Raw genomic sequence first — 17790 nt, 5'->3', positions numbered from 1 at the left:
ACTGACTAATGTTTGGTATCAGCTTCTCTGAACTGCTGCTCGTCGGCCTCGTCGCCCTGCTGGTGCTGGGTCCCGAGCGCTTGCCGGGCGCTGCGCGCACCGCCGGCCTGTGGGTCGGGCGCCTGAAGCGCAGCTTCAACGCAATCAAACAGGAAGTTGAACGTGAAATCGGTGCCGACGAGATTCGTCGGCAACTGCACAACGAGCACATCCTGTCGCTTGAGCAGGAGGCGCGGAAAATCTTCACGCCGACCCAGCAGGAGCCGACGCCGGTGGAACATGTGGGTACGCAGACGATTCTTGCGCCTGCCGCGGCTGTCGACCCGACACCTGCTCCGACGGCGGAACCTGCGCCTGTTGTGGCAGAGATGCCGGTTGAACCCGTTGCTCCAGCCGCCGCGCCGACGACGCCAGCGCCCAATGACACCACTTTGCCGCCGCGAGCCCCATGAGCGATCTCCCTGAAAACGACCAGCACATGCCGCTGGTTTCGCACCTCACCGAGTTGCGTACCCGTCTGCTGCGCTGCGTAGCGGCGATCTTCATCATCTTTGCCGGGCTGTTTGCCTTTACCCAGCAGATCTACACCTTCGTCTCCACGCCGCTGCGCGCGTACCTGCCCGCTGGCGCGACGATGATTGCCACTGACGTGTCGTCGCCGTTCCTGACGCCACTGAAGCTGACGATGATGGTCTCGCTGTTCCTGGCCATTCCGGTGATCCTGCACCAGATCTGGGGTTTCATCGCCCCCGGCCTGTACAAGCATGAAAAGCGCATCGCCGTGCCCTTGCTGGTCTCCAGCATCTTTCTGTTCTACGCCGGCATGGCCTTCGCCTATTTCCTGGTGTTCCCGCTGATCTTCAAGTTCTTCGCTGCCGCCACCCCAGCCGGCGTGGAAATGATGACCGACATCACCAGCTACCTCGATTTCGTCATGACGCTGTTCTTCGCCTTTGGCGTAGCGTTCGAGATTCCGGTGGCCGTGGTGCTGCTGGTGTGGATCGGCGTGGTCGATGTCAAATACCTGAAGAAAATCCGTCCGTACGTGATCATCGGCTGCTTCGTGGTCGGCATGATCCTGACACCACCGGACATCTTCTCGCAGACCCTGCTGGCCGTTCCGATGTGGCTGTTGTTCGAGATCGGCATCCTGTTCGGCAGCCTGATCAGCAAGCGCGGCGACCATCCGGAAGACCAACCGGCTGATGATCACAACGACCAGCCGCCAGCGACCCAAGCGTGAACCTGCTGCTCCTCGAAGAGGCCGATTTCATTGCGGCCGACCGCGTGATCCTGCGTGATCGCCGGTTGACCCACATGCAGGAAGTCCACCGCTGCGAAGTCGGTGACAGCATGCGCGTCGGGCGAATCGGCGGTTTGATGGGTTCGGCCGAAGTGCTGCGCCTGGACGCCGACGAAGCGGAATTGCGCGTCACCCTCGACCAGCCACCACCGGCCAAGCTGCCATTGACCCTGGTATTGGCCCTGCCACGGCCCAAGATGCTGCGCAGGGTGTTCCAGACCGTGGCGGCCATGGGTGTGCCACGGGTCGTGCTGGTCAACAGCTATCGCGTCGAGAAGAGCTTCTGGCAGACCCCGTTCCTGGAGCCAGAGGCGATTCGCGAGCAGTTAATCCTCGGCCTGGAACAGGCGCGGGACAGTGTGTTGCCGGAAGTCGTGATCGAGAAGCGCTTCAAGCCCTTCGTCGAAGACCGTCTGCCCGCGATGACCGAAGGCACCCTCGGCCTGGTGGGGCATCCGGGCAATTACCCGCCCTGCCCTCGCGCACTCAGCGAACCGGTGACCCTGGCCATCGGCCCCGAGGGTGGCTGGATTCCCTACGAGATCGACCTGCTGGGCAAATCCGGTCTGCAACCGGTGCAACTGGGCGAGCGCATCCTGCGGGTCGAAACCGCCGTGACCGCGTTGCTGGCACGCCTCTTTTAAATCCAGACACTGTCCCTGTGGGAGCGAGCTTGCTCGCGATAGCGGAGTAACAGTCGACATCCGTGTTGCCTGAAACAACGCCATCGCGAGCAAGCTCGCTCCCACAGGTCAACATTTGCCACAGATGATCACTTGCCCGTACATCGGGAGTCACCTACAGAATCCAGCCCTCCTGCCGATAAAGCCCCCATAAAACCATTGTTTGGTCCGGGGAGTTTCAGCATGTATCAATGGCTAGCCGAGAATCTGGGTAACGTCAGCGTCAAACGCAAGCTGGGGATCGGCTTCGGTCTGGTGCTGCTGCTGACCCTGCTGATCACCTTCACCGGCTGGAGCGGCCTGAGCGGCGTGACCAGCCGTGGCGATAAACTGGGGTTCATCGCCAGCCTCAACGACCTGACCAAGGACCTGCGCATTGCACGCCTGGATTACGAGATGCGTCGCGGCGAACAAGGTCCCGGCGCCGTCAACGATCTGTTAGGCAAACTCGAAAGCGGCCTGCAGACCGCCCGCGGCCTGATCGAGCAACCGGCCGATACGGCCATGGTCGATCAACAACTGGCCGCTGTCGCCGAATACCGCCGCGCCTTCAACGACATGACCCAGGCCGGCGCCCAGCGTGAAGACGCCCGCAGCAAGCTCGGCGCCACTGCCGACAATGCCGTGGCCCGCGTCGCCGAAGTGGAAAAATCCATGCTGCAAGGCGACAGCGTAGCGGCGTTCAACAGCGTGATCGACCTGAGCAAACTGATCCAGCAGGCGCGCTTCCAGGTTCGCGGCTACACCTACAGCGGTAAGAGCGAAGCCGAACAGCCAGCCCTCGACGCGATCGACAACGCCCTGAAGAACCTCGAGAGCCTGCCGACCAAACTGCCTGAAGAACACATCGCCAACCTGCAACAGGCAACTGACTCGCTGAGGGCCTATCGCGCCGCCGTCAGCCAGTTCCGCGACTCCCAGGTGACCAGCGCCAAGGCCCTGGCACGCATGTCCACCCAAGGCGACATCCTGTTGGACATGAGCCAGAAACTCACCGTCTCGCAAACCGTCGTGCGTGACACCGACGCCGCCCATGCCAAGAACATGCTGACCCTCGCCACCGTGCTGGCCATCGCCTTCGGCCTGCTGGCCGCCTGGGCGATCACCCGACAGATCATCATTCCATTGAACCAGACCCTGATCGTGGCCCAGCGCGTCGCCAGTGGCGACCTGACGCACAACCTGACATCGCAGCGCCGTGACGAACTCGGCCAGTTGCAGCGAGCCATGCAAAGCATGACCCAAGGGCTGCGCGAACTGATCGGCGGCATCAGCGATGGCGTCACGCAGATCGCCAGCGCCGCTGAAGAGCTGTCTGCCGTCACCGAGCAGACCAGCGCCGGGGTCAACAGTCAGAAGGTCGAAACCGATCAGGTCGCAACCGCCATGAACGAAATGGCCGCCACCGTGCAGGAAGTTGCGCGCAACGCCGAAGAAGCCTCCGAAGCCGCCGTCGCCGCCGATCAGCAGGCCCGCGAAGGTGACAAGGTAGTCAACGAAGCCATCGCGCAGATCGAGCGCCTGGCCACCGAAGTCGGCCACTCCACCGAAGCCATGGGCCATCTGCAGCGCGAAAGCGACAAGATCGGCAGCGTGCTCGACGTGATCAAGTCCGTGGCCCAGCAAACCAACCTGCTGGCCCTCAACGCCGCGATTGAAGCCGCCCGCGCCGGTGAAGCCGGCCGTGGTTTTGCCGTGGTGGCAGACGAAGTCCGCAGCCTGGCCCAGCGCACTCAGAAGTCCACCGAAGAGATCGAAGAGCTGATCGTCGGCCTGCAAAACGGCACCCAGCAAGTGGCGACCATCATGGACAACAGCCGCACCCTGACCGACAGCAGTGTCGAACTGACCCGCCGCGCCGGTGGCTCACTGGAAAGCATCACCCGCACGGTGTCGGCGATCCAGGCGATGAACCAGCAGATCGCTGCCGCGGCTGAACAGCAGAGCGCAGTGGCTGAGGAGATCAACCGTAGCGTGCTGAATGTGCGGGATGTGTCGGATCAAACGTCGGCGGCGAGTGAGGAGACGGCAGCGTCCAGCGTTGAGCTGGCGCGGTTGGGGACGCAGTTGCAGATGTTGGTGGGCAAGTTCAGGGTTTGAGGTGATCCGTATGCCTCGGCCTACCAAAGACCGAGGTGATGCCTTCGCGGGCAAGCTCGCAGGGCTCGACAGTGTTGCGCCAACCGCATGAACGCCAAAGTGAAATCGATCGGCCAGACGCTGCCGTTACAGAATCTGGTGCAAGCTCAAGAACAAACTTCAAGCCATAAAAAACCCCGCTTTCGCGGGGTTTTTTATTATGCCAACTGAGGCTGCACGCTCAACGGCTTGAGCGGCAACAACGGTGCATGAGGATCGGCCTTCACCGACTTGCGCCACGCGCCCAGCCACTCTGGATGGCCCTCGCTCCAAACCTGCTCATGCAGGCGGGCCAGAGCTACCGGATCGCTCAACAACTGCACACGCTCGTTGTTGGTCAGGCCTTCAGGTCCAACCTTCATCGCGTGACGAACTCGTTCGATCCGCAGCCATTCGATCGGCTCGGACTGATTGTGCCGGGAAGTCGCCAACGAGCACGCCAGGGCGTTCTGCTGCGGGTCGACCACCGAGCGGACGAAGCCGTCGTTCAGCGCGTGCCAGCGGTTTTCGTGGGTGTACTGGTCGGTCGCCAGCAGTGCCTGCGGCGGATTGTATTCCTCAGGGATCAGGAACAGGTTCTCGTCACGGGACTTCAGGCCCAGGCCGACACGGCTGGAGATCACCGACACCGGGATCGACAGCATCAGCGAACCGACGATCGGCACCAGCCACCACAGGAAGCTCGGGTTCAGCCAGATCACCAGCATGGCCCAGAAGAAGCCCAGCAAGGTTTGCGGACCGTGGCGCTTGACCGCCTCGCTCCATGGCGTGGAGTCGTCGTCACGCTGCGGCGAGTTCCAGGTCGCGGCCCAGCCGAGGAACGCGGCCAGTACGAAACGGGTGTGGAAAATCATCCGCACCGGCGCCAGCAGCATGGAGAACAACATCTCCAGGAGCATCGACAGGGTCACCTTGAACTTGCCGCCGAACTCTTTTGCACCCTTGGCCCAGATCAGGATGATGCTCAACAGCTTCGGCAGGAACAGCAGCACGATGGTGGTCGAGAACAGCGCGATCGCCTTGTCCGGATGCCATTGTGGCCACAGCGGATAGAGCTGACGCGGTTCGAGGAAGTATTGCGGCTCCATCAGCGTGTTGACCGCCAGCAGCGCGGTCGACAGCACCAGGAAGAAGAACCACAACGGCGCCGACAGGTAGGACATCACGCCGGTCAGGAACACCGCGCGGTGCACCGGGTGCATGCCCTTGACCAGGAACAGGCGGAAGTTCATCAGGTTGCCGTGGCACCAGCGACGGTCGCGCTTGAGTTCGTCCAGCAGGTTCGGCGGCAGTTCTTCATAGCTGCCCGGCAGATCGTAGGCAATCCACACGCCCCAACCGGCACGACGCATGAGCGCGGCTTCGACGAAGTCGTGGGACAGAATCGCACCGGCGAATGCGCCTTTACCGGGCAATGGCGCCAGGGCGCAGTGCTCGATGAACGGCTTCATGCGGATGATCGCGTTGTGGCCCCAGTAGTGCGATTCGCCCAACTGCCAGAAGTGCAGGCCGGCAGTGAACAGCGGACCGTACACGCGGGTGGCGAACTGCTGCATGCGAGCATAAAGGGTGTCCATGCCCGACGCACGCGGCGCGGTCTGGATGATCCCGGCGTCCGGTGTGGCTTCCATCAGGCGTACCAGACTGGTCAGGCACTCACCGCTCATCACGGAGTCGGCGTCGAGTACGACCATGTACTTGTAGTCACCGCCCCAACGACGGCAGAAGTCGTCGAGGTTGCCGCTTTTACGTTTTACGCGACGACGACGGCGGCGATAGAAAATCTTGCCGAAGCCCCCGGCTTCGCGGCAGACATCAAGCCAGGCCTGTTGCTCGGCGACGCAGATATCGGCGTCGTTACTGTCGCTGAGGACGAAGAAGTCGAAGCGGTCCAGGTCACCCGTGGCTGCAACCGACTCGAAGGTCGCCCGCAGGCCGGCGAATACCCGTGGCACGTCTTCGTTGCAGATCGGCATCACCAGCGCGGTGCGCGCATCCTTTGGAATCGGCTCGTTACCAGCACTTTTACCGGAAATGCGGTATTTATCGTGCCCGGTTAGCAACTCGAGAAAGCCCATCAGCGCGGTCCAGAAACCGGCCGAAACCCAGCAGAACAGAATCCCGAACAGGATCAGGATGCTGGTCTGCAATGCATATGGCAGCACTTGGGTGGCGGTTTGCAGGAACGGTTGGTGCAAGACTTCGTCGAGGTCGACGAATGACCAGCCCTGGTAAGGCATGAGGCCTTTCATGAACCAGCCGGCGACGATGGTCTGACCGAGCATCAGTACCAGCAGAATGTAGCGGCGGATCGAACCGACGGTGCGCCAGCGCGCGGCCGGCAACACGTTCTCGTCTTTCGGCGGCTTCGGCGGATTGGTGCGACCGGTCAGACGCCGCCAGCCGCGCACCAGAATATTGGTGCGCCACGGCTCCGGCACGACCTTGGTCCGACGAATCGGTGGGGTCGCCTTAAGGCAGACGCGACCGCTGGCGTCGAGCACCAGCATTTCGGCGTCCTGCAATTCTTCGGCAGTGCTCAGGGTCAAGCGCTTGCCGACCGAAGCCTGGGCGGCCTCGGCTGGCGCGTCGAAAGTCGAGGACGACAGACGCTCATGCAGTTCACTGAAAGATCTGCAGCCCGCGAGTTCCGCGCGCTGCTGGTCGGTCATCGGCAGATGCGCCAGATACTCGGAGAGAGTTTCTGGCCGTACTTGAGAGTTACTCATCGGCAGGCAACTGATAGCTCCAGGTCTCGGTCAGGACTTCTTCAGTCGGGGCCGATTCCGGTGTGGCTGGGGCCGCGTCGGCAGCGACAGGCTGCTTGGCGTCTTTATTGGCCTTGTCCTTGGCATCTGCAACAGGCTTGGCTTCGGCCTGCTTGGCCTCCGCTTGCCTGGCTTCCTTGTCCGCTTTCTCTTGTTGCTTGGCGGCAACCTTGTCGGCCTTGGCAACCGACGAGTTCGACGACGGAATCGAAGTCTTGGCCAGGTCCGCCGGTACGATGTTCTGCACCAGCGCGGCACGCATCTCGGTGGACTTGCTCGGATCCTTGATCTTCATCCGCAGGGTCAGGCGCCAGCCTTTGGTTTCAGGATTATAGCGAACGCTGTTTTCCACCAGCTCGGCGTTGTCGCCGACGCTGACCTGGCTGCGAACGTCCGCTTCGGCCGGCAAAGCCGCCAGGGACGGGCCTTCAAAGTCCACCAGGTAGGCAACGCTGCCGTCCGGCTGACGAATCAGGTTGGACTGCTTGACGTCACCAGTGGAGCGCAGGGTTTGTTTGACCCAGGCGCTGTCCGGCGCGTGAATCGAGGCTTCATCCATGGTCCAGTGCATACGATAAGCGACATCGAGCGGCTGGCCAGGTTCCGGCAATTTTTCCGGATTCCAGAAAGCAACGATGTTGTCGTTGGTTTCATCGGCGGTCGGAATCTCGACCAGGTCGACCGTGCCCTTGCCCCAGTCACCCTTCGGCTCGATCCAGGCGCTTGGGCGCTTGTCGTAGCGGTCGTCGAGGTCTTCGTAGTGGCTGAAGTCGCGGCCACGTTGCAGCAGACCGAAGCCACGCGGGTTTTCAACGCTGAAGTTGCTCACGGCCAGGTGCTTCGGATTGTTCAGCGGACGCCAGATCCACTCGCCGTTGCCGGCATGGATCGCCAGGCCGCTGGAATCGTGCAGCTCGCGACGGTAGTTCAGTACTTTCGACGGTTGGTTGGCGCCGAACAGGAACATGCTGGTCAACGGGGCGATGCCCAGTTTGCCGACCTTGTCACGCAGGAACATCTGCGCCTTGACGTCGACGATGGTGTCGCTGCCCGGACGCAGGGTCAGGCGGTAGGCACCGGTGGCACGAGGGGAATCCAGCAGGGCGAAGATCACCAGGTGCTTGTCGCCCGGCTTGGGCTGCTGAATCCAGAACTCGCGGAAACGCGGGAATTCTTCGCCGGACGGCAATGCGGTATCAAGCGCCATGCCGCGAGCGGACAAACCATAGACATGACCCTTGCCGACGACGCGGAAGTAGCTCGCGCCAAGCATGGTCATGATTTCGTCTTGCTTGTCGGCCTTGTTGATCGGGTACAGCACACGGAAACCGGCATAACCCAGTTGTTCGGTGGCCTTTGGATCGAACTTCATATCGCCGAAGTCGAAACGACTCGGATCGTATTTGATCTCTTCGACGGTGTTCGCGGTGATTTCGTTGATTTTCACCGGCGTATCGAAATGCATGCCCTGGTGATAGAAGGACAGCTTGAACGGCGTCTTCTGGTCAGCCCACTCGGCTTTTTCCGTCAGAAAACGAATTTTCTGATAGTCCGCGAATTTCATGTCGCGGAACTCGTTCGGCAGGTTACTGCGCGGCGCTTCGAATTTCTGCGCGGCCAGTTCTTTTGCCTTGACCGATACATCATCCAGACTGAATGCCCAAAGCTGACCGGCGCTGAGCAGGCAGAGCAGTGCAGAGCCCGCTACCAGGGCGCTGCGTAACCGTTTGGCAGACAATTTTGGTGCGTTACAGGGACTAACAATCACGAGCAACCCTCGCCGAAAACAGATCAAAAAACCAACGGCCAGTTAAAGGGCCTGCACGGTGTACGGTATGAAAAAACCGCCCTTGCAAACCACTCTTGCCAAGTTGGCGAGCATTGTTCCGACTCCGCTGTGGCGAAATGATTCCCCAATCGGATCCGGACAAGTCTCTACCTAAGTCAAAATGGACCAACGAACGCTGATCCCCGTAGCGCGGGATTATCTAGTAGGCCGCGTTACAACGCATCAGGGGTAACAAAGTATTTATCGCGAAAAAGCCCTGTTTTCAGCCGAAATGAACGTAAAAACTTGTTTCAAGCGCTTTCAGGTCTGTAACAGGAAGGTTACCGGGCCATCATTGACCAGGTGCACCTGCATATCCGCGCCGAATCTACCTGATGCCACAGTGCCATGCACCTGTTTCGCTTTGCTTAATAGATAGTCGAACAGCTGCTCGCCCAACGCCGGAGGGGCCGCGGTCGAGAAACTCGGACGCAGCCCGTTTTTTGTATCGGCAGCCAGGGTGAACTGAGAGACCAGCAGCAGCCCACCGCCCACATCCGTCAAGGACAGATTCATCTTGCCCTCAGCGTCACTGAATACCCGATAGTTAAGCAGCTTATTAAGGAGTTTGTCAGCGCTGGCCCGCGTATCGTCGGGCTCGACGGCTACCAGGACCAGCAATCCCTGATCGACGGCACCCACGATCTCGCCCGCGACCTCGACCCGCGCGCCGCGCACCCGTTGCAGCAGGCCCTTCATGCTTCTTCAGGCGGCAGGTCGAGCAGACGCCGGGCCATCTGATTGGCGGCGCGTACCAGTGCGTCGGTGATGCCAGGCTCGGAAGCGGCATGACCGGCATCGCGGATGACCTGCAGTTCGCTGTTCGGCCAGGCTTGATGCAATTCCCAGGCGTTATCCAGCGGGCAGATCACGTCGTAGCGACCATGAATGATCACGCCGGGCAAATGGGCGATCTTGCCCATGTCGCGGATCAGCTGATTCTGCTCCAGGAAGGCGTGGTTGCTGAAGTAGTGGCATTCGATGCGGGCAATCGACAACGCACGTTGAGGCTCGGAGAAACGGTCGACTACCAGAGGGTTAGGGCGCAGGGTCGCGGTGCGGCCCTCCCAGGTCGACCAGGCCTTGGCCGCGTGCATCTGGGCGATCTGGTCGTTGCCGACCAGGCGTTTGTGGAACGCAGCGAGCAAGTCGTCGCGCTCGTCCAGCGGGATCGGCGCGATGTAGTCCTGCCAGTAATCGGGGAACAGGCGGCTGGCGCCGGCCTGGTAGAACCATTCGATTTCCTGCGGACGGCAGAGAAAGATTCCCCGCAGGATCAGGCCGTGTACCCGCTCAGGATGGGTTTGCGCGTAGGCCAGCGCCAGGGTCGAACCCCAGGAGCCACCAAACAGCACCCATTTGTCGATGCCCAGATGCTGGCGAATCCGCTCGAGGTCGGCGACCAGGTCCCAGGTGGTGTTGTTTTCCAGGCTGGCGTGGGGGGTCGAGCGACCACAACCGCGCTGGTCGAAGGTGACGATGCGATAAAGATTTGGATCGAAGTAGCACCGACTCTGGGCATCACATCCGGCACCGGGGCCGCCGTGGATGAACACCACCGGCAAACCTTCCGGTGAACCGCTTTCGTCGACATACAGCGTGTGGGTCTCGTCGACGGCCAGATCGTGCCGGGCGTGGGGTTTGATCTGCGGGTACAAAGTCTGCATTGCGCGCTCCGTAAGGGGTCGAGGTCATCCCTGGGGGGACTTCTATTATTCTGCCGTTGGGCATCATAAACCCGAATGGGGCGATGAGCATGTCCTTGGAGAGATTGAGGGCTCTGGATACCTGTCGCACTCAGGTTCGCGCCCGAAAATGAAGCCTGTGAAGGCATTCGTATGCAATAAAGAAAACCGCTATTTCAGCGCACGACTGAAACAGCGGTTTTTTGGAGCGTTGAGCCGCCATCCTGGTTCAGACGCTATCGAAAGATGAACTCAAGTACATCGCCCATTCTACGGCGTCACAGTGAACTCAACGAGTGGACTTGGCTCGGAAAAAATGTCGCCTGTCTTCTGCCACGCTTTGATGCGATGAACTCCTGGGCCCCAAGTAAACGAGGTGTACCACTTGTTATCCACCACTAATGCATCATTCAACTTGACACCTCTTTCATCCAAAAGCTCGACAGTCGCTCCTTTTATGCACAAACCGTCGATAGCCATGCCGCCGATGGGATATGTGCCTCCTGATTCAGGCACCCTGATGCTTGGCGGCTCGGGCTTGATGCCGACTGGCTCAGTGCTGACAATGCGGATGTCACGACGCGACGGAATCCCGTTTTCGGCTCCATCTTGCACAGAAACATACAGGCGTTCGAATTCAGGAGGACGAGAAGTAAATGGACCGACGCGGGAGACCACCCAACGATCGTCCACTATATAACCTGTATAAAATCCCATTTGAGCATGCTCCACCCGGATAACACTCCCCGCATTCGAACAGGGCGTGCAGACACCCTTCAAATCAAGATAACCTCCAAAGGGAACATTGACATTTTCGGCCTCAGGCTCCGTCACTTTCACTTCGATCCCGTCGCTACTCAGTCCTACGCCAATCCAGCGCTCCGTCGGGTCAGACAACACGTTACTTACTGACTGTACGATTTTGATATAGACAACTTCACTACTAGTCCAGATGTGTTCAAAAGACCATGTGGTGCCAGTGACGCTGGCTTCCCCGATCACGGTTTCGTCGACATCGCGGATGGACACACTCGCGCCTGGTTCGCAGGTTCCCTCGAACCGCACTTCTTGGTTGATTGGCATAAGGCTGTTGACGAGCGGAAGGGTTACCACCGGCGGGGGTACATTGGAGGACGGCTCGCGCACAATGATCTCGCGCACTGGAGTTGGATCTGAAATAGCAGCGTCGAGGATTTGCCGTACGTGGAGGCGCTGGACTCCAGGCACCATCTTTTCTAGCGTAAGACTCCAATTAGTCCCGATCGCCGGCACATCTTTCCATGTGGTATCAGGGAGGATCAACATCTGGACAACGGCACCTTCCAGGCAGGTGCCTGCGCAACGAACAAAACCTCCGTCGTGCTTGATACCTTCTTTTGGCCAGAGCATTTCGGGGGCAGGCGGTTTTGTAGCCACCGCACGTTCGCGAGAGTCCGCCGCACTATCCTTCGTATCCTTGTTTGTACGTGCCATGATTTTCTTGCTCCTGTGGGCAGGCACGATCGCCTGCGTTCCAGAAGTGTTTTAACGTGAATCAAAAAATTAATGACCTGTCAAAAATAACAGTCTCGACAAACGGTTGCTGTAGATCAGAGCTTTACAGCCAGGTATCCGAGCAACCTTTCATACAACACATCCACCTCGGCTACCTGCCCCCGCGCCCGCAAACAACCGTGTACCAGCCCTTCGCCGTAATACAGCGTCGCCGTCACACCGGCAGCGTTCAGTCGCTCGGCATACAGCACGCCGTCATCGCGCAACGGATCGAATTGCGCCACGGCGATCCATGCCGGTGGCAGTCTGCTGAAATCCGTGGCGAGCAATGGCATGGCGTAGGCATTCGGATGGCGGGTGCCCTGCAGGTAAAGCGAGTGATAGCAATCGACGTCACTGCTGCTGAGTAACGGCGCGTCGATGCACTCACTGCGCGACGGCAGCCGGTGATCGCCGCCCAACCCCGGATAGATCAGGACCTGCGCGCACGGCACCGGCTCGCCGGCATCGCGCAGCGCCAGGCACAACGCTGCCGCGAGGTTGCCACCGGCGCTGTCGCCGGCCACCAGCGTACGCGCAGGGTCAAGTTTAAACGGCCCGGTGCGCAGTGCTCGCCAGACTTTGAGGCAATCGTCGAAGGCCGCCGGAAACGGATGTTCCGGTGCCAGACGGTAATCGACGGCGATCACCAACACGCCGAGGATCGAGGCCAGTTCCGCGCAAATGAAGTCGTGGGAATCCAGATCCCCCACCACCCAGCCACCGCCATGTAGATAAACGATGCACGGCACGCCACCAGCAGAAGGTGAAACCGGCGGCTGATACGAACGAACGGCAACCCCCGCCAACTCGAAATCGACCACATACAACCCGGCGGGACGCGGCGGCGTGAATGCCCGGCACATCTCGCTGTAGGCCTGGCGCAATCCGTCGGGGCTGCCGTCAGTGCTGTTGAAACTGACGGTTTTCTCGACGAAAGCCGTCATCTGCTCGGAAAGTGGATAAGGAGCCATAAGACTGGTGCAAGCCTGTTCAGGTTTTTAAGACGTACTTATGACCTGTGGGAGCGAGCTTGCTCGCGATTGCGAACTGACAGGCAACATAGATGTTGAATGTGAGGGCGCCATCGCGAGCAAGCTCGCTCCCACAGGTTTTGCAAACATCTGGAAAGGTGTCAGTTCTTCAGACTGGTCTGAACCGTGGCCACGCCATCCTTGCCATCAAAACTGCTGACACCCGCCAGCCAGCGCTGGAGATCTTCCGGATGCTCGCGCAGCCATTTTTTCGCGACATCCTGAGCCGTTTGGCGCTCCATGATCGGTACCATCAACTGGCTTTCCTGGGCGGCGGTGAAGGTCAGGTTTTCCAGCAGTCGATTGACGTTCGGGCAGCGCTGGGCGTAATCCGGCGCGGTTACGGTGGAAACGGTCGCAGCACCTTCATTCGGGCCGTACACATCATCGCTGCCGGTCAGGTAGGCGATCTTCATGTTGATGTTCATCGGGTGTGGAGTCCAACCGACGAACACCACGAACTCCTTGCGATTCACGGCGCGCTGTACGGCGGCGAGCATGCCGGCTTCACCGGACTCGATCAGTTTGAAATCCTTCAGGCCGAAGTGATTGGTTTCGATCATGGTCTTGATCGTGGTGTTGGCGCCGCTGCCCGGCTCGATCCCGTAGATCTTGCCGCCAAGCTGATCCTTGAATCTGGCGATGTCGGAGAAGGTCTTCAGGCCCGCCGCTGCTACATAGTCAGGGACTGCAAGGGTGGCCTGGGCATCAGCCAGGCTCGGCTTGTCCATGACTTTGACTTGATTGGCGGCCAGGAACGGCGCGATGTTTTTGTCCATCGCCGGTTTCCAGTAACCAAGGAAAATGTCCAGGCGCTTGTCGCGGATCCCGGCGAAGATGATTTGCTGAACGGCGCTGGTCTGTTTGCTTTCGTAGCCGAGGCCATTGAGCAACACGTCGGCCATGCCGCTGGTGGCGATCACATCGGTCCAGTTGACCACGCCCATGCGCACTGTTTTGCAGGAGGCGTCGTCAGCGGCCAGGGCGCCGGTGCTCAGGAGAGCCGTGCCGCAGAGGATTGAGAGACAGCGGGCGAACAAACCTTTGGTGCTTGTCATAGAGAGCATCTCGTGCGGCAGCGATTATTGTGAGGTCGGTGTCTTTGTGCACCGTGGCCAGAACATTACGCAGCAGACGAGCGGTAAAAGCGACCTGTGGCGACCGTGTTTTGCACGGTGGCGACTGTTACGTCGCGCTTTCAAAATGAACACTTACCTGTGGGAGCGAGCTTGCTCGCGATGGCGGTGGATAAGTCGACATAGATGTAACAGACAGACCGCTATCGCGAGCAAGCTCGCTCCCACAGGGTTACGCGTCAGGCTTTAGCGCTTGTAGTGTTTTTCGCCCCAGGCCAGCAAGCCTTGCAGCAACTCCTTGAGCACCAACCGCGTCGGTTCCGCCAGATCCGGGCGATAGCGGAACGGCTCGAACTCTTCCATGTAGGTGCACTGCCCCAACTCCAGTTGCACCGCGTGGATGTTCTCGGCCGGATTGCCGTAATGGCGAGTGATGTGCCCGCCCTTGAAGCGCCCGTTGAGTACGTGGGTGTAGTTGTCGTGAAGCGCGCAGATCGCTTCCAGTCGGGTCGCAAGCTGTGGATCGCAACTGGCGCCGTTGAAGGTGCCGAGGTTGAAGTCCGGCAACTTGCCGTCGAACAGGTGCGGGATGATCGAACGGATCGAGTGCGCATCGAACAGCAGCGCATAGCCGAACTCGGCCTTCAGCCGCGCCAGTTCCTGCTGCAAGGTGCTGTGGTACGGCGTCCAGATCTGCTCCAGATAAGTCGCGCGCTCTTCTTTCGAAGGCTCCAGCCCTTCGCGGAACAACGGAATGCCGTCGAACAGCGTCGCCGGGTACAGGCCGGTGGTCGCCCCCACGTACAAAGGCTTGTCGTCGGACGGTCGGTTAAGGTCGATGACGAACCGCGAGTACTCGGCCGCCAGGGTGCTTGCACCCAGTTCCGCGGCGAAGTCGTATAGCTGCGGGATGTGCCAGTCGGTGTCCGGCAGGCTTTTCGCGTCAGGGATCAACCCGGCTTCGACCGCAGGCGTCAGGCGCACGCCAGCGTGGGGCATGCTGATCAGCAGCGGTACGCGGCCTTGTTTGAAGTTCAGAACCTTATCCACAACAGATCTCCTACAGACTTGATTCGACGCCGTGGCGCACGACGCGTTTTTCCAGGTCGCCGCCCAGCCAGTAACACAGGTCGGCCGGACGATCGATTTGCCAGGCGACAAAATCCGCGACCTTGCCGACCTCCAGCGAACCATGAGTATCGGCCATGCCCAGCGCGGTGGCGGCATGAATCGTCGCGCCGACCAGGGCTTCTTCCGGGGTCATGCGGAAGCAGGTGCAAGCCATGTTCAGCATCAGGCGCAACGACAGCGCTGGCGAGGTGCCCGGGTTGAGGTCGCTGGCGATGGCGATTTTCACGCCGTGCTTGCGCAGGGCTTCCATCGGCGGCAATTGGGTTTCACGCAGGAAGTAAAAGGCGCCGGGCAACAGCACCGCGACCGTACCGGACTTGGCCATGGCGATGGCGTCGTCCTCGGTCATGAACTCCAGGTGATCGGCAGACAACGCATGGTAACGCGCCGCCAGGCTCGAGCCATGCAGCGACGACAACTGCTCGGCGTGCAGCTTCACTGGCAGGCCCAGTGCCTGGGCGGTAATGAACACCCGCTCGACCTGCGCCGGGGAGAACGCCAGGTACTCGCAAAACGCATCCACGGCGTCGACCAGCCCTTCGGCAGCCAGGGCCGGGAGCATGTCGGCGCAGATGTGATCGATATAGTCGTCAGCGCGATCCTTGTACTCCGGCGGCAAGGCGTGAGCCGCCAGGCAGGTGCTGCGCACGCTGACCGGCAGTTCGGCGCCGAGGCGACGGGCCACACGCAGCATCTTGCGCTCGTTGGCCAGGTCCAGGCCGTAGCCGGACTTGATTTCGATGCTGGTAACGCCATCACGCATCAGGCTTTTCAGGCGCTTGGCGGCACTGGCGAACAGTTCATCTTCGCTGGCTGCGCGGGTGGCGCGTACGGTGCTGGCGATACCGCCACCGCTGGCGGCGATTTCCGCGTAGCTGACGCCTTGCAGGCGCTGTTCGAATTCACCGCTGCGGTTACCGCCGAACACCGTGTGAGTGTGGCAGTCGATCAGGCCCGGTGTGACCCAGGCCCCGTTCAAATCATTGACGGCCGGGTACTCGCCCGCCGGCAACTCACCGCGCGGGCCGATCCACTCAATGTGCGCTCCTGACGTCACGATGGCCGCATCCTCGATGATCGAGTAGACGCCTTGTGCCATGGTTGCGACGTGACAGTGTTGCCAGAGAGTTTTCATCCTTGGCCTCCATTAGGTTATCGATGAGAAAAATTAGGATCCTGCGTCACCAGGGCTGCCTGGCCCGCCGCCGGTTTCACCCACGTCAGGTAAGCCAGCACCAGCAACACGATCCAGACCACGCCGACGATCAGCGCTGCCTGGGTGTCCGGGAAATAGCCCAGCACGCCGAAAATGAACAGCATGAAGGCAATCGCCGCCGCCGGCGCATAAGGCCAGAGCGGTACCGGGAACTTCAGTTGTGCAACCTGCTCGGCGCTCATGGACCGGCGCATGGCCACTTGGGTCACCAGAATCATCAGCCAGACCCACACGGTGGCAAAGGTCGCGACGGAAGCGATCAGCAGGAACACATTCTCCGGGATCAGGTAGTTCAGCAACACGCCCAGCAACAGCGCGGCACTCATCACCACCACCGTCATCCATGGCACGCCATTGCGCGACAGGCGGGCGAAGCCTTTGGGTGCATGCCCTTGCTGGGCCAGACCGAACATCATGCGGCCAGCGCCGAAGATGTCACTGTTGATCGCCGAAATCGCCGCCGTGATCACCACGATGTTGAGGATGGTGGCCGCCGAGCTGATCCCCAGCTTGTCGAAAATCTGCACGAACGGGCTGCCCTGGCTGCCGATCTGCTGCCATGGAAAGATCGACATCAGCACCAGCATCGTCAGCACATAGAACAGCAGGATCCGCAACGGTACAGCATTGATCGCCCGGGGCAGCACGTGCTGCGGGTCTTTGGCTTCACCTGCCGTTACACCGATGATTTCAATACCGCCAAACGCAAACATCACCACCGCGAACGAAGCAATCAGACCGCCCATGCCATTGGGCATGAAGCCGCCGTGGCTCCAGAGGTTGCTGATGTCGGTCGCTTGGCCGGGGGCCGAGCTGATGCCGAACCACATGATGCCGAAACCACCCAGGATCATCGCGACGATGGCGGCGACCTTGAGCAGCGACAGCCAGAACTCCATTTCACCGAAGACTTTGACGTTGCACAGGTTCAGGCCGCCAACGATGGAAACGACACCCAGCACCCAGATCCAGCGGGAAACCTCCGGAAACCAGAAGCCCATGTAGATACCGAATGCAGTGACATCGGCCATGCCGACGATGACCATTTCGAATGCGTAGGTCCAACCGAGGATGAAGCCCGCCATCGGCCCCAGGTAGGTGCTGGCGTACTGGCCGAAAGAGCCGGCCACCGGGTTGTGCACCGCCATCTCACCGAGGGCGCGCATGACCATGAACACCGCCGCACCACCGATCAGGTAAGCGAGCAGTACCGCAGGACCGGCCATTTGAATGGCCGAGGCAGATCCATAAAACAGCCCGGTGCCGATTGCCGACCCCAGCGCCATGAAGCGAATATGTCGGGCAGAGAGCCCGCGTTTCAAACCTTTTTCTGGCTGTTGCATTTCTCGTCCCTAATTATTGTTATCCGACGCAAAATCGAATCGCTGGCAAGC

14 protein-coding genes and 1 pseudogene are annotated in these 17790 nt (G+C 60.4%); 5 read left to right on the top strand and 10 right to left on the bottom strand.

What is annotated here, in order from left to right; genetic code table 11:
* Positions 1-8: 8 nt before the first annotated feature.
* From tatB to PSJE_RS32255, 5 genes and pseudogenes are all read left to right on the top strand, one after another.
* The gene (gene tatB, locus PSJE_RS21425; RefSeq protein WP_090452649.1) at positions 9-452 is read left to right on the top strand and encodes a Sec-independent protein translocase protein TatB; all 444 of its coding nucleotides are present in this window, start codon (positions 9-11) and stop codon (positions 450-452) included.
* Positions 449-1243 carry a twin-arginine translocase subunit TatC gene (tatC, locus tag PSJE_RS21420; RefSeq protein ID WP_057712372.1) on the top strand — a complete coding sequence of 265 codons (795 nt, stop codon included), beginning with the start codon at positions 449-451 and terminating at the stop codon, positions 1241-1243. Before tatB ends, tatC begins: the two co-directional genes overlap by 4 nt.
* Positions 1240-1947: a 16S rRNA (uracil(1498)-N(3))-methyltransferase gene (locus PSJE_RS21415; RefSeq protein WP_090452647.1), complete on the top strand. Its 708-nt coding sequence runs from the start codon at positions 1240-1242 to the stop codon at positions 1945-1947. Before tatC ends, PSJE_RS21415 begins: the two co-directional genes overlap by 4 nt.
* A 222-nt stretch (positions 1948-2169) precedes the next feature.
* Positions 2170-3231, top strand: a pseudogene (locus PSJE_RS32260) (methyl-accepting chemotaxis protein); the annotation flags it as partial.
* Complete coding sequence (locus tag PSJE_RS32255) at positions 3214-4086, top strand: methyl-accepting chemotaxis protein (RefSeq protein WP_408003796.1); 873 nt, start codon at positions 3214-3216, stop codon at positions 4084-4086. The pseudogene PSJE_RS32260 and the gene PSJE_RS32255, both read left to right, overlap by 18 nt.
* Before the next feature lie 197 nt (positions 4087-4283).
* Here the strand turns inward: PSJE_RS32255 and mdoH are convergent, their stop codons facing one another.
* The 10 genes from mdoH to PSJE_RS21360 form a co-directional block, all read right to left on the bottom strand.
* A complete protein-coding gene (gene mdoH / locus PSJE_RS21405; protein WP_090452643.1) occupies positions 4284-6854 on the bottom strand; it encodes a glucans biosynthesis glucosyltransferase MdoH in 2571 nt (856 codons plus the stop codon).
* Positions 6847-8661 carry a glucan biosynthesis protein G gene (locus PSJE_RS21400; RefSeq protein ID WP_090452641.1) on the bottom strand — a complete coding sequence of 605 codons (1815 nt, stop codon included), beginning with the start codon at positions 8659-8661 and terminating at the stop codon, positions 6847-6849. The genes mdoH and PSJE_RS21400 overlap by 8 nt, the downstream gene beginning before the upstream one ends.
* A gap of 321 nt (positions 8662-8982) precedes the next feature.
* Entirely contained in the window at positions 8983-9420 is a 438-nt protein-coding gene (gene dtd / locus PSJE_RS21395; RefSeq protein WP_090452639.1) for a D-aminoacyl-tRNA deacylase, read from the bottom strand.
* The gene (gene pip, locus PSJE_RS21390; RefSeq protein WP_057712379.1) at positions 9417-10388 is read right to left on the bottom strand and encodes a prolyl aminopeptidase; all 972 of its coding nucleotides are present in this window, start codon (positions 10386-10388) and stop codon (positions 9417-9419) included. The genes dtd and pip overlap by 4 nt, the downstream gene beginning before the upstream one ends.
* Positions 10389-10676: 288 nt before the next feature.
* A complete protein-coding gene (locus tag PSJE_RS21385) occupies positions 10677-11879 on the bottom strand; it encodes an SRPBCC family protein (RefSeq protein WP_090452637.1) in 1203 nt (400 codons plus the stop codon).
* Between the two features lie 116 nt (positions 11880-11995).
* The gene (locus tag PSJE_RS21380) at positions 11996-12913 is read right to left on the bottom strand and encodes an alpha/beta hydrolase (RefSeq protein WP_090452635.1); all 918 of its coding nucleotides are present in this window, start codon (positions 12911-12913) and stop codon (positions 11996-11998) included.
* Between the two features lie 161 nt (positions 12914-13074).
* Positions 13075-14031, bottom strand: a complete 957-nt coding sequence (locus PSJE_RS21375; protein WP_090452633.1) for a choline ABC transporter substrate-binding protein — start codon at positions 14029-14031, stop codon at positions 13075-13077.
* A gap of 264 nt (positions 14032-14295) precedes the next feature.
* Positions 14296-15099, bottom strand: coding sequence for an N-formylglutamate deformylase (hutG, locus tag PSJE_RS21370; RefSeq protein WP_057712382.1), 804 nt, complete (start codon positions 15097-15099; stop codon positions 14296-14298).
* Between the two features lie 10 nt (positions 15100-15109).
* Positions 15110-16315 (bottom strand): imidazolonepropionase, encoded by a 1206-nt coding sequence (hutI, locus tag PSJE_RS21365; protein WP_090452631.1) that lies wholly within the window; start codon positions 16313-16315, stop codon positions 15110-15112.
* A gap of 17 nt (positions 16316-16332) precedes the next feature.
* Complete coding sequence (locus PSJE_RS21360; protein ID WP_057712384.1) at positions 16333-17739, bottom strand: amino acid permease; 1407 nt, start codon at positions 17737-17739, stop codon at positions 16333-16335.
* Between the last annotated feature and the right edge of the window lie 51 nt (positions 17740-17790).

Source organism: Pseudomonas jessenii (assembly GCF_002236115.1).
Lineage (GTDB): Bacteria > Pseudomonadota > Gammaproteobacteria > Pseudomonadales > Pseudomonadaceae > Aquipseudomonas > Aquipseudomonas jessenii.
The sequence above is the reverse complement of the archived record's forward strand: the minus strand, read 5'-3'. Positions and strand labels throughout refer to the sequence as shown.

Bases quoted from the DNA above. Each gene is read 5' to 3' on its own strand.
- tatB (WP_090452649.1), top strand. From the start codon at position 9: ATGTTTGGTATCAGCTTCTCTGAACTGCTGCTCGTCGGCCTCGTCGCC.
- tatC (WP_057712372.1), top strand. From the start codon at position 449: ATGAGCGATCTCCCTGAAAACGACCAGCACATGCCGCTGGTTTCGCAC.
- PSJE_RS32255 (WP_408003796.1), top strand. From the start codon at position 3,214: ATGCAAAGCATGACCCAAGGGCTGCGCGAACTGATCGGCGGCATCAGC.
- mdoH (WP_090452643.1), bottom strand. From the start codon at position 6,854: ATGAGTAACTCTCAAGTACGGCCAGAAACTCTCTCCGAGTATCTGGCG.
- dtd (WP_090452639.1), bottom strand. From the start codon at position 9,420: ATGAAGGGCCTGCTGCAACGGGTGCGCGGCGCGCGGGTCGAGGTCGCG.
- pip (WP_057712379.1), bottom strand. From the start codon at position 10,388: ATGCAGACTTTGTACCCGCAGATCAAACCCCACGCCCGGCACGATCTG.
- PSJE_RS21385 (WP_090452637.1), bottom strand. From the start codon at position 11,879: ATGGCACGTACAAACAAGGATACGAAGGATAGTGCGGCGGACTCTCGC.
- PSJE_RS21380 (WP_090452635.1), bottom strand. From the start codon at position 12,913: ATGGCTCCTTATCCACTTTCCGAGCAGATGACGGCTTTCGTCGAGAAA.
- PSJE_RS21375 (WP_090452633.1), bottom strand. From the start codon at position 14,031: ATGACAAGCACCAAAGGTTTGTTCGCCCGCTGTCTCTCAATCCTCTGC.
- hutI (WP_090452631.1), bottom strand. From the start codon at position 16,315: ATGAAAACTCTCTGGCAACACTGTCACGTCGCAACCATGGCACAAGGC.
- PSJE_RS21360 (WP_057712384.1), bottom strand. From the start codon at position 17,739: ATGCAACAGCCAGAAAAAGGTTTGAAACGCGGGCTCTCTGCCCGACAT.